12 protein-coding genes are annotated in these 11,570 nt (G+C 71.2%); 5 read left to right on the forward strand and 7 right to left on the reverse strand.

Features of this window, described 5'->3' with window-relative positions; translation table 11 throughout:
- Window positions 1-114: 114 nt before the first annotated feature.
- Window positions 115-507 carry an HNH endonuclease gene (locus J3P44_RS11655; protein WP_255890518.1) on the forward strand — a complete coding sequence of 131 codons (393 nt, stop codon included), beginning with the start codon at window positions 115-117 and terminating at the stop codon, window positions 505-507.
- Here J3P44_RS11655 and J3P44_RS11660 read toward each other — a convergent pair.
- From J3P44_RS11660 to J3P44_RS11685, 6 genes are all read right to left on the reverse strand, one after another.
- Complete coding sequence (locus J3P44_RS11660) at window positions 486-1,463, reverse strand: NAD(P)-dependent alcohol dehydrogenase (RefSeq protein WP_255890519.1); 978 nt, start codon at window positions 1,461-1,463, stop codon at window positions 486-488. The genes J3P44_RS11655 and J3P44_RS11660 overlap by 22 nt on opposite strands.
- Window positions 1,460-1,849, reverse strand: coding sequence for a DUF1801 domain-containing protein (locus J3P44_RS11665; RefSeq protein ID WP_255890520.1), 390 nt, complete (start codon window positions 1,847-1,849; stop codon window positions 1,460-1,462). Before J3P44_RS11665 ends, J3P44_RS11660 begins: the two co-directional genes overlap by 4 nt.
- 26 nt (window positions 1,850-1,875) lie before the next feature.
- Entirely contained in the window at window positions 1,876-2,058 is a 183-nt protein-coding gene (locus J3P44_RS11670; RefSeq protein ID WP_255890521.1) for a hypothetical protein, read from the reverse strand.
- 98 nt (window positions 2,059-2,156) lie between these two features.
- Complete coding sequence (locus J3P44_RS11675; RefSeq protein WP_255890522.1) at window positions 2,157-3,746, reverse strand: peroxidase family protein; 1,590 nt, start codon at window positions 3,744-3,746, stop codon at window positions 2,157-2,159.
- A gap of 50 nt (window positions 3,747-3,796) precedes the next feature.
- Window positions 3,797-4,405 (reverse strand): hypothetical protein, encoded by a 609-nt coding sequence (locus J3P44_RS11680; protein WP_255890523.1) that lies wholly within the window; start codon window positions 4,403-4,405, stop codon window positions 3,797-3,799.
- Between the two features lie 203 nt (window positions 4,406-4,608).
- Window positions 4,609-6,372, reverse strand: coding sequence for a GAF domain-containing sensor histidine kinase (locus J3P44_RS11685; protein ID WP_255890524.1), 1,764 nt, complete (start codon window positions 6,370-6,372; stop codon window positions 4,609-4,611).
- 262 nt (window positions 6,373-6,634) lie between these two features.
- Between J3P44_RS11685 and J3P44_RS11690 the strand changes: the two genes are divergently transcribed.
- Window positions 6,635-7,162 carry a GNAT family N-acetyltransferase gene (locus J3P44_RS11690; protein WP_255890525.1) on the forward strand — a complete coding sequence of 176 codons (528 nt, stop codon included), beginning with the start codon at window positions 6,635-6,637 and terminating at the stop codon, window positions 7,160-7,162.
- Here the strand turns inward: J3P44_RS11690 and J3P44_RS11695 are convergent.
- The gene (locus J3P44_RS11695; protein ID WP_255890526.1) at window positions 7,102-7,575 is read right to left on the reverse strand and encodes a GNAT family N-acetyltransferase; all 474 of its coding nucleotides are present in this window, start codon (window positions 7,573-7,575) and stop codon (window positions 7,102-7,104) included. The two genes, J3P44_RS11690 and J3P44_RS11695, sit on opposite strands and share 61 nt — an antisense overlap.
- A gap of 99 nt (window positions 7,576-7,674) precedes the next feature.
- On the opposite strand from J3P44_RS11695, the gene J3P44_RS11700 reads away from it, so the two are divergent.
- The 3 genes from J3P44_RS11700 to J3P44_RS11710 are packed head-to-tail and all read left to right on the forward strand — an operon-like array spanning window position 7,675 to window position 11,563.
- Window positions 7,675-8,973 carry an SWIM zinc finger family protein gene (locus J3P44_RS11700; protein ID WP_255890527.1) on the forward strand — a complete coding sequence of 433 codons (1,299 nt, stop codon included), beginning with the start codon at window positions 7,675-7,677 and terminating at the stop codon, window positions 8,971-8,973.
- The gene (locus tag J3P44_RS11705; protein WP_255890528.1) at window positions 8,970-10,466 is read left to right on the forward strand and encodes a DUF5691 domain-containing protein; all 1,497 of its coding nucleotides are present in this window, start codon (window positions 8,970-8,972) and stop codon (window positions 10,464-10,466) included. The genes J3P44_RS11700 and J3P44_RS11705 overlap by 4 nt, the downstream gene beginning before the upstream one ends.
- Entirely contained in the window at window positions 10,463-11,563 is a 1,101-nt protein-coding gene (locus J3P44_RS11710) for an ATP-binding protein (protein WP_255890529.1), read from the forward strand. Before J3P44_RS11705 ends, J3P44_RS11710 begins: the two co-directional genes overlap by 4 nt.
- Window positions 11,564-11,570 lie beyond the last annotated feature (7 nt).

Below are 11,570 nucleotides of genomic sequence, written 5' to 3' on the forward strand. Positions count from 1 at the left end.
TCCGCGGTGCCGGAACCTGCGGCACTCCATGCTCTCCCCGCGCCAGACCAGCGGCAAGACTCGCCGGCGCCCGTAGGGGCTCGACCAGAGGACGCGGTTGCCTAGTCTGAGCAGATGGCGGTCGACCGGAGCCGAAGGGCCAGGGCCGCGCGGCGACGGAAGCGGCGGATGCTCAGCGTCGAGCACGACCTCAGCGACACCGAGTGGGCGGCCCTCCAGGCGGCGTGGGGCGGCTGCGCCTACTGCGGCGCGACCGGCGGGCCGTTGCAGAAAGACTGCGTACTGGCCCTCTCACGCGGGGGTCGCTACACGCTCGACAACATCGCCCCAGCGTGCGGCTCCTGCAACGCCAGCAAGTGCAACCAGGAGGTCACGAGCTGGCTGCGGCGCAAGCGCCTGGACGAGCGCGCCTTCCTGGTGCGACACAGTGAGATCGGGAGCGCGCTGAAGCTGCGGTTCTCCGCGGCACCCGCCGCGACCACCGATCAGGAGACCGAACCCGTCTGACCCGAGGGGGTCACCACGACCTTGCCGAGTGCACGTCCTTCACCGACGTGCGCCAGTGCGGCGGGGACCTCGTCGAGGGTGAAGGTGCGCTCGATGGGCATCTGGACCTGTCCGTCGACGCAGAGGGCAGCGAACGGCTCGAAGTGGGCCGGGCCCTCCTTCACGACGAGCACCCCGATCGACCGACGCGTGAGCCGCCCGACCATCCAGCCGGCCGTCACGACACGCAGCAGGGCAGGCACCGACCCGCCGACGCATCGGTACGTGCCCCCGCGTGCCAGTGCGCGCCGGTAGGCGAAGACCGACCGATGTGCGACCAGGTCCAGGACCACGTCGTACGGCTGGTCCGGCTTGGTGAAGTCGTCGCGCCGGTAGTCGATGACGTGGTCCGCGCCCATCGACTGCATGTGCTGCTGCTTCGCGGCGTTGTCGACACCGGTGACGTGTGCGCCGCGGCGCTTGGCGAGCTGTATCGCGAACGATCCCGATCCTCCGCCGGCGCCGTTGATCAGCACCCGGTGCCCTGCCTCGACCTTGCTGGTCCCCTGCCAGGCGATCACCCCGGCCTGCGGGATGGTCGACGCCTCGGCGAACGTGAGGCCGGCCGGCTTGGGGGCCAGGCTGCCCTCAGCAGCGACCACGTGCTCCGCGAAGCCACCCATCAGCGCGAGGTTGTCGCCGTACACCTCGTCGCCCGGTCGGAACCGGCTCGTCCCCGGACCCACCTCCTCGACCACGCCGGCGATGTCCGACCCGAGGATGCGGTGCGCAGGGGAGCGGAGCCCGCCGATCCGGACGTACGCCGGCGAACCGCGCAGGCACTCCCAGTCGCTGAGGTTGACCGACGTCGCAGCCACCCTGACCCGCACCTGGCCGACGCCGGGCGACGGGGTCGGGACGTCCTCGACCCGAAGTACGTCGGGCGATCCGTAGCGGTCGTACACCACCGCCTTCATGGACGGCTGATCCGGCGCCAACCGCCTTGCCTGTTGTGGGCGACGATCTCGCTGAGGAGGTCGATCAGCGCATCCCGGTCGATCTGGTCGTCCTCGTAGACCTGGATCGCCCGCCCGGTCGCGTTGCCGTGTCCTTGGTTGATGAGGCCGTGGGGGTCGGTGACGGTCGGGTCGTAGAGGAAGAGGTTGACGTGGTCCTTCGTCGCCAGCAGGGCGCAGACATTGCCCTGGAGCACGAAGTAGGGCTGCACGGTCCGCTTGATCGTCTCCTCGATCTCGGGGTCCGTGGCCCAGATCGCCTCGCGGAGCTGCTCGCAGATCGATCGTTGCCACGCGGGCAGCTGCGCGAGGTAGGCATCGACTCCAGGATGTGCTCGTCCCGTCATCAGTCGAGTGTGACAGGACGGGCTTCTCACGGAGGCCCAGCGGGACCCGCCGGTCCGGTGGACCCGCCGGTGGCCGGGCCCTCGCCGGGTCCACCGCTGCCCCGTCCGGGTCGCTGGGTGGTGCCCGGCTCACCGAGCACCCCGTCGCCCGAGCCGTGCGCCCGTCGCCGCGCCATCCACTCCCGGACCTTCGCCATCAGTCGGTTCATGGTCGCTCCCATCTCGATGCCGGGCCTTGTCGCGGCCCGTCGGCCGGCGGCGCCGCCAGCCTCAGATCCGGTACCCACTTCCGTCTCCGGTAGGCAGGTCACGCCGCGCCGGCGAACCTCAACAGGTCGACGAACGTGAACTGGCCGGTGGCGGGTGCGATCGGCGGCATCGGCTTCCAGGCCGGGTCGAGGTAGAGGTAGGAGCTCGGATCCCGCTGAAGGAGGCCGACGAGCACCTCGGCGACGATCCTGCCGCCCACTGCGCCGAGCCGTTCGGCGTTGTTCGGCGGCAGCTCGGCCTCCTTGAGGATGTAGTACCAGAGGGGTGCCTCGCCGCCCCATCCCGGATCGTTGCCGACGTCGAGGGTGGAGTTGGTCAGGACTGGCGCGCGCATCGCGCGGGCGACCTGCTGACCGGACGCGAGCCCTACGTGCTTGCCACGGAGCGAGTTGCGAACGGCGAGATGGATCGTGGGGTCCGGGGGTGGGACGACCGAGCCGGGGAGGGTCGCGAGCGGGAGGGAGAGCTTGGTGTCGATCTTGCGCGGCTTCCGCGCCGGGAAGCCCGGGTCCACTGGCAGGATGTTCTTCCACTCGACGACCAGATCTGCAGGGATCGGGCGCCCACCGTTGAGGTTGAAGGCCCCGTCCGGGCCGAAGACCGGGACGCCCCCACGGTCCAGCGTCGACTGGTTGATGACGTAGAAGGGCCGGATGAGGGTGTGCCCGAACCGGTAGGCCGCGACGGCGAACTCGACCGGCATGAACGGGCGGCCATCCTTGTTGGTGGGGCGGTAGTAGCTGAGCGTGATGACGGGGGGCCTGCCGACCACCTCCTTGTAGACCGTGCCGCTCGGGCCGACGAGCGCGTCTCCGACGAAGCGCGGGAGGAAGTCGTGGGTCACCGCCCACTGGTAGTGCCACCGGGTCAGCCGGCGCGCGGTCTCGAACACCCACTCGCTACGGATGCCTTGGGCCCGCGCGTGGTCGACGATCCGGTTGTGGAACCGGGCGATCGCCTGGTGGAGCTGGACGAGGATCAGGTTCTCGTCGTTGCGTGCTTCCGGGATGATCGCGCGACCGTCGGCGCCGCGTGGCATGTCCGGGACGCCGTGGATGTTGGGCGTGACCAGGAGCTTGTCCCGGTCAGCGGGATCGTAGAACTGCGGCTCGGTGGCCGGCCCGCGCCCGTACACCGAGTCGAGGTCGTAGCGCGGGGTCCGGAAGTTGGTCGTCGCGTACGGGTCCGCCTGCTGCTGGGTGAGTGGCGTGTTGTCGAAGGTGATGTCGTGGTCGATGAACTGCCCGATGAACGTGAAGCCTGCGAAGAGCCGGGCGCTGGTGTTGAGGAGGCTGTCGTCGGGGACTGTCTGGTCCTCGACCATCGTCCGGGCGAGGCCCTCGAGCAGGTCGTCGCGCGGCGCGAACGGTGGGAGCTTCTTGAACATCGTGCCGAACCGGCCCTCGGCCAGTCGGTTCTTGCTGGTGAGGTACATGCCGCGGAGCTCGGTTCCGTGGACCACCTCGGCGCTTGGTGCGGTGGTTGCTGCGCTGACCGCGGCGCGGGCGACGGTGCGTGCCCGGCCCACGATCGCACCGGCTGAAACGCCGGCCACGCTGGCGAGGAAGGCGCGTCGCGCGAGGCGTCCGTGCCCTCCCGACTCGGACGGACGATTGGTCAGGTTCATGGGTCTGGCTCCTCTCGCCGGTCCCGCGGACCGGCCGAAGATGGTGACGGTCAGTCGACTGTGAGGTTGCCGCTTCGCAACAACCCGGCCCGGGTGTAGAACACCGTCGCCGGGTCGAGCTCAGCCGTCACGGCAGTTGCGCTGGACAGCTTGACCGAGAAGAAGTCGCCGCTCGTGGGGGCACCATTGCGGTCGTTGTCCCTGACGATGACCTCGAAGCGACAGACAGGCGAGTCGCTGTCGCACGCGGGCGCGAACCCCGCAGGGGCGGTCGAAGTGGTTCGGTAGCGTCCCAGGAAGATGAGCTCGTTCGCGCCCGGCGGTGGCTCCTGGCCGATGCAGAACATCGACTCGATCAGCGGTGTGACGGTGTCGACCGTGCCGTGGACGGCGAACCCGGAGCCCAGCGGGTTTGCGCCGTGGTCGGAGTACGAGAGCTGGATGCGCAGCCGACCGGTCGGCGGCTGCAGCTGGACGCTTGCGGACGAGCGCTCACAGCTGAAGCTGAAGCCGAACGAGGCCGCGCCGGTGAACAGCGGGCCGTCCGGGGGCAGCTGTCCCCCGCCGCGACCGGTGCACGCCGACAGGGTCGCCGCGAGGATGCCGACGAGGCCGATCCCCACGGGACGCCGCAGTGATCGAGTTGAGGCAAGAGTCATCACGAGTCCCTCCCAAGGGTCAGGTGGCGAGACCGGCGGTCATCGGCGACGCCACGCAAGTCCCTTGCCGTACCCGAGTCCTCACGGACCTACGCCACGCGAGGGCTCCACAACTTGGGTAAATCCGAGCCGCACTCGGCCGACAGGATCGCGGTGACGGTCATGTGGCAGCGGAGTCGCCGCGGCTGGCCGTGCCGCGGGCCTCAGGGCGCCGGCGGCAGGGTGACGGTGACCGTGGTGCCGGTGCCGAGGTCGGACTCGAGGGCGATCCGGCCGTGGTGCCGCTCGACGATGCGCTGGACGATGCTCAGGCCGAGCCCGGTGCCCGGCGTGGCCAGCGCCGCCGGGTTGGTGGAGCGGAAGAACTCCTGGAACAGCCGGTCCTGGTCGGTGGACGAGATCCCGATCCCGGTGTCGGCGACGACGAGCTGGACGTCCGTGGGCGTGCAGGCCAGCGTGACGGCGATCGTCCCCCCGGCGGGGGTGTACTTCACGGCGTTGCTGATGAGGTTGACGCACACCTGGTAGAGCTCGCGCGCCGCGCCCAGGACGTACGTCGGCGGTGGGGGCACATCCAGCACGACGCAGAGGTTCTTCTGGTCGGAGGTCACGTGCAGCAGGTCGAGCACGTCGTCGACGACTGCAGCGAGGTCCACGGGCTCGGGCTCGAGCACGGTGTCGGGGTCGGCGACCTGCGCGAGCAGGAGCAGGTCATCGATGATGCTGCTCATCCGCTGGGCCGCCCGCCCGATCGCCGCGGTCGACTGCGTCATCGGCATGGTCAGGTCGGGCTCGAGATCGATCAGCTCGAGGTGACCGACGATCGAGGCCAACGGGTTCTTCAGCTCGTGGGAGATCGTCGCGATGAGCCGGCTCTTGTAGCCGGCCAGGTCTCGCAGCTCCTGGAGCAGCTGTCGCTCCCGCTCGAAGGTGCGCGCGTTGACCAGGGCACGTCCCAGGTCGTGGCCGATCTCGAGCGCCGCCTGCTGCTCCACTGGGCTCCAGTCGGTCCTGTCCCCGCGTCGTGTCAGGGCCAGGTTGCCCAGGCACTCGGACCCGGCGCCGATCGGGACGAAGAGCATCGAGGACGCCTCGAGCGTCTTGGCCATGAAGTCATGGAGCCGCTGCACCTGGGCTGGGTCCTGGAGCATGCCCGCGACCACCGGCACGGATTCGAGGTCGACCACGGTGACCTCCTGCTGGGCCCACAGCAGGTGGGCAGCCTCGCGGCCCGCCACCTTGAACTCGTCCGGGACGGCGATGTCACCCTCGGTGGCGCCGTAGACCTCGTCGGTGCCCCGGCCGTCGGCGTCGTACGTCTGGAGCCACATGCCGACGGCGTTGAAGCCGGTGGTGATCGCGGGCTGGCAGATCTCGACGATCCGGCCTATCGACAGCTCCGAGCTCACCTGCCGGACGATCCTGCGAGCAGCGTCCGCCATCCGCACCTGCTCGGCGAACTCCGCTCTCTCCAGCGCGGTGAGCACGCTCCGCCGGGTCTGTCGCGCGTAGCGCTGCAGCAGCTCGCGCTGCGCCGGCCCTGGTCGCCGACGGTCACGGGGAAGGTCCACCGAGAGCAGTCCCCGGAGCCTGTTGTGCTCGTCGTGGATGGGCGCCAGGAGCAGGTCCAGCGGGTGCCAGGCGTCCGGGTCGTCGGACGCCTCGATGTCCGGGACCCAACCCAGCTCCTCGACCTCGATGCTCATCCGCTCGTGCGGCACGAAGCGGAGGTCGCCCCACTCCTCAGCAGTCACGAGCTCGCGCTCGATCTCCTCGATCGGCGTGTGATGCCCCAGCAGCTGGTCCCGCGCATCCTGGCTGCCGGCGACTGCGACCATCTCCAGGGTGTGGTCGTCGCGGGCGATGCTGATGGCCGCGACCTCGAAACCCACGAGGTCGGTCACACCCTCGGCGATGTTCTGCAGCGCCTCCACGAACACAGCCTCGATGTCGGGCTGGTTCATCATGTCCCCACTCGTCGAGCAGCACGCACCACACAGGTGCTCATCGGCTAGGGAAGCGTAACCGCAGATCCGTTCGAGATCCGGCGATTGGCAACAGTCACGGCTCGGGGCGGCGTCGCGCGGTTGCCCGTTCAACCATGGTTGCGGTCTCGCGGTTGCTGGACTAGAACACGTGGTGTCAACGAGGCGCCTCGCCAGCCTCTTGCGCAGCAGGCTCCACGAGGCGCCTCGTCACCTGTCGAGGCCCATCTGTGATGCTGGCGCCGTGAGTGGTCGCCACGAGGTCGTCATCCTGCGCTGGCCCGCCGAAGGCTCACTCGTGGATCGGTTCGCGGACTTGTTGACGGCCTACCACCGGCAGACGCAGGCCGAGAAGGGCGAGGCCGTCGCGGATGTCGACGGCTTGCCCGACCACTACCGCGCAGAGGTCCTGGACCCGCAGTCCGCGTTCGCCGCCGACGTCGTGCTGGTGGCCCTGAGTGGTGAGACCCCTGTGGGGTGCCTGGTCCTGACGGTCCCCGTCGACGGCTTGGCGGAGATCAAGAGGCTCTGGACGGATCCGGCGTTTCGCAACAGGGGCGTCGCGGCGGACCTGGTCAGCACCGCGCTGGCGCAGTCCGCGGAGAGGGGCGATGTCGCGGTGCGGCTGTCGGTGTGGAGGTGGCGGACAGGTGCCATCGCCCTGTACGAGCGTCTCGGCTTCATCGTCGTCGAGTCGTGGGACGAACGGGATCAGCTGGTGTGCATGGAGGCCAGGCGGAGTCGGTGCTCGGTCTCGTCCTCGCCGACGTAGGTGAAGCCGCAGCGCTCCCAGAAGGCCCGGGCTCGTGGGTTGTCCTTCTCCACGCCCAGCTCCACCGGCAGGCCGTCGGCCCGCGCCTGTGCGACGACCGTGTCGACGACGGTCCGCCCGACCCCGCGCGACTGGTGCTCCGGCAGCAGCTGGAGCCCGGCGATCTCGACCAGCCCGTCGCGACGTACGACGCGGAGCCGGCCGGCGTCGCGGCCGTCGACCTCGACCACCGAGATCGACGAACCCATCCCGTCCCCGTCGACCTGCTCGGAGGTCCAGGCGCCGAAGCCGCTGCGGAAGTCGGCCTCGTCGAAGTCGTCGGGCAGCCGGCCCTGGTCGAGCGTCGCCTCGATGACGACGTCGGTGAGGAACCGGACGTCGGACTCGGTCGCGGGGCGGATCGTGACGGGCACGGGTGCAGGCTAGGCCAGCAGGCAGCCGGAGAGCGTACGCACCGCCAACTCCTCAGATGAGCACCCGTTGTCGCGACCGAGTGGTTTGATGGCCGCGCCATGACCCGATGGAGCCCCGACCAGGTGACCGAGGCCGCGCCCGACGCGGCCTCGCTGGCCGCCGGGCGCAAGCTCGCCGTGCCGGGTCCGTGGCGGGAGACGGGCTGCAACGACGTGCTGGTCTGGGGCCAGTGCCAAGGGAGCGGCAAGACGCCCTACCAGGTCAGCGTGGACCTCACCGGTCCTGCCTACCGGTGCTCCTGCCCGAGCCGGAAGTTCCCCTGCAAGCACGCGCTCGCCCTGCTGATGCTGTGGTCCGAGGGCGGGCTGGACGAGTCGGGGCAGGTCGCGACCTTCGCGGAGGAGTGGGCCAGTCAGCGGGCCGAGCGCGCGGCCGCGCCCGCGCGGGCAGCAGCGGAGGGGCCTGCGGACCCGGCCGCCCGCGCCAAGCGGGTCGACCAGCGCCTGGCCCGGATGGACGCCGGCGTCGAGGACTTCCGGCTGTGGCTCGCAGACCTCGTCCGCGGAGGCCTCGCTGCCGCCCGTGCGCAGCCCTACTCCTTCTGGGACAGCGCGGCGGCCCGGCTCGTGGACGCCCAGGTGCCTGCTCTCGCCGAGCGGGTCAGGGAGGCGGGGTCGCAGGTGCACGCTCGCGAGCACTGGGCGGCGTACCTCCTCGCGGAGGTGGGCCGGTGGTGGACCATCACCTGCGCCTGGCAGGCCCGGGAGCGGCTCGACGCCGCGGAGACGGCCGAGGTCAGGATCGCCGTCGGCTGGCCGCAGTCGAGCGAGGAGGTCCGGGACGGCGACGTGCGACCGGGTCCGTGGACCGTGCTCGGCGCCCATCGCTCGGACGACGGCCGCCTGCAGCAGCAACGCACCTGGCTGGCGCACGACGACGGTGAGGTGGTGGCGGTCCTCGACTTCGCAGGCTACGGCCAGGCCCTCGCCGTACCCCAGCTCAGCGGCGCCCGCCTCGACGTCGAGCTCGCGCGATACCCCGGTCACCCACCCAGGCGCGCGCTGTTCCGCAACCCGCCGGCCGGTGCCGAGTCGGTGACCGGTCTCCCGGGGCGTACGTCGCTGGCTGCCGCGCATGGTCAGGCAGCCGCGAGCCTCGGACGGGCGCCCTGGCGAGACCTCCACCCGGCGCCGCTCGCCGACGTGCGGATCGTGGGCGAGGGGGACCGGTGGCTCGCGCAGGACACCTCCGGCTCCCTGCCGATCGCGGCCGGCACCTCGGTGTGGACGCTCCTCGCGCTGAGCGGCGGCGAGCCGGTGGACGTGTTCGGCGAGCTCGAGTCCGGTGCCTTCCGCCCGCTGGCCGTGTGGCTCGACGAAAGAGTCGTGGCGCTGTGACCGGCGTCGAGCAGTGGCTCCACGACGTCGAGACGTGCGCCCTCGTCGGCAGCTCGCGACGTGAGCCACCCCCAGTGCCGGCGGTCCTCGGCCTCGACGCGGACGACGCGAGCCAGAGCCCCGAGCACCGGCTCCTGGCCAGCGCTGCCGTCGCCGACGCGCTCTCCCGAGCCGGAACGCCGGTGCCCTCCACCGATGCCACCATCCACACCGCGCCACCGGAGACGCGAGCCGTCTGCGGCGATGCTGCCGCCCAGCTGCTGCGACTGCTGCTCACGCAACCGCCGGTCTCGAAGGGCGCACGCGACGAGCTCGTGGTCGAGTGGTTGCGGCTGGCTGAGGGCGCGGGGCAACGGGTGCCGTGGTCGCTGCTGCCCGCCCTGCTCGACTTCGCGGCCACCCGCCGACCGGTGGCCGGCGCACTCGGTGGGGCGCTGGGCGAGCGGGGCACCTGGCTCCTCGGGCTCAACGCGGCCTGGTCGGGCGTGTCGAGCGCCGACCGTCCGGCGCCCTCCGGCGCCTCGGGGGACTGGACGGCGCAGTGGCCGACGATGGCGACCGTCGAGGCGATCGCGGCCTTCGCCACCGGACGTCGCACGGACCCCGCGGCGGCGCGCGAGCTGCTCGAGTCCGAGTGGGACAGCGTCTCGGCCAAGGTGCGCAGCGAGGCGCTGCGGTCCCTTCGCCACGGCCTCTCCAGCGCCGACGAGCCCCTCCTCGAGCGGGCCCTGGACGACAGGTCGAAGTCGGTGCGCGAGGTGGCCGCGGGGGTGCTCGACCAGCTCCCGAGCAGCGCGCGCGGGGCTCGGATGGCCGCACGGCTGCGCCCGCTGGTGCGGGTCAGGGGGACGATCACCCGGCACCTCGAGGTCGACGTGCCCGACCCTCCGGACGAGGCGGCGATCCGTGACGGGCTGACTGCTCCCGCGAAGGGAGCCGGACCTCCTCCCACCGTCTGGCTCGCGCAGATCGTTGGCGCCGCGCCGCTCACCACCTGGATCGAGATCACGGGCAGGTCCGTGCCGGCGACGTTGAGGATGATCCGTGACAAGGACGTGCTCGGGTGGCTCGTCGAGGTCGTCGTCGACCGTGGCGACCGCGAGTGGGCCGCCGCCTGCGTCGACCACGGGGTGCCCGATCCTCGCCTGCTGTGGCTGCTGCCCCGCGAGATGCGGACCGCCCTGCTCATCTCCTGGTTGCGGCGTCCACCGGCCGGCCGCGACCTGCGCGGGCTGCTGGTCGAGGTGCCGCGGCCGTGGCCCGACGACCTGGGCCGGGCCGTGCTCGAGCGCCTCCGCGGTGAAGACGCCACCACGAGCCTCGGTCGGGCGGTGGCGCCGCTCCTGCCCGTTGCCCTCAGCCCCACGTTGTCGGCCGAGATCACCGCCGCGCTCTCCGAGGTGCCGGCGGATGCCACCCACCTGCGCCGGGCGCTCACCGAGACCCTGCAGCTCCACGCGTTCCGCACATCCCTCACGGAGGCCTTCAGATGACCACCAGCCAGTCCACCGCCCCGGGCGTGCTCCGCGAGCACGCCGAGGACGCCTACGCCGACGAGCTGACCGCACTGGCCGCCGTGGACGACCGTCCTCGTCCGCCGTCGTGGCACCTGTCGCCGTGGGCGGTGGCGACGTACGTCCTCGGCGGCGACCTGCCCAACGGCGTGACCATCACGCCGAAGTACATCGGGCAGCGGCGCCTGGTCGAGGTGGCCATCTCCTCGTTGGCCACCGATCGCGCGCTCCTGCTGCTCGGCGTCCCCGGCACCGCGAAGTCGTGGCTGGGCGAGCACCTCGCGGCAGCGATCAGCGGTCGCTCGACGCTCGTGGTCCAGGGCACCGCGGGCACCCAGGAGGAGGCGCTGCGCTACGGCTGGAACTACGCCCGCCTGCTCTCCGAGGGACCCTCGCGCGAGGCGCTCGTCCCCGGGCCGGTCATGCGGGCCATGGAGACCGGCGCCATCGCGCGGGTCGAGGAGCTGACGCGCATCCCCTCCGACGTCCAGGACTCCCTGATCAGCATCCTGTCCGAGAAGACACTGCCGGTCCCTGAGCTCGACGAGGAGGTGCAGGCACGCCCTGGCTTCAACGTCATCGCCACCGCCAACAACCGCGACAAGGGTGTCAACGACCTCTCGTCCGCCCTGCGCCGCCGCTTCAACACCGTCGTGCTGCCCCTGCCGGACTCCCTCGAGCAGGAGGTCGAGATCGTCCGCTCGCGCGTCACCGCTCTGGGGGCCTCGCTCGAGCTCCCTGCCGACCTCGCCTCCCTCTCGGAGATCCACCGCGTGGTCACCGTGATGCGCGAGCTGCGCAGTGGAGTCACCACCGACCAGCGCACCACCATCAAGTCCCCCAGTGCGACCCTGTCGACCGCGGAGGCCATCTCGGTGATGACCAACGGCCTCGCGCTGGCCGCCCACTTCGGGGACGGCACCGTCCGGGCCGACGACGTCGCCGGTGGCCTGCTCGGCGCGGTCGTGAAGGACCCCGTCCAGGACCAGCTGGTCTGGCAGGAGTACCTCGAGACGGTCGTGCGCAACCGCAAGGAGTGGAGCGACCTCTACCGCGCCTGCCGGGACCTGGGCTGAGCGCATC

The organism is Nocardioides astragali, from assembly GCF_024436375.1.
Classification (GTDB): domain Bacteria; phylum Actinomycetota; class Actinomycetes; order Propionibacteriales; family Nocardioidaceae; genus Nocardioides; species Nocardioides astragali.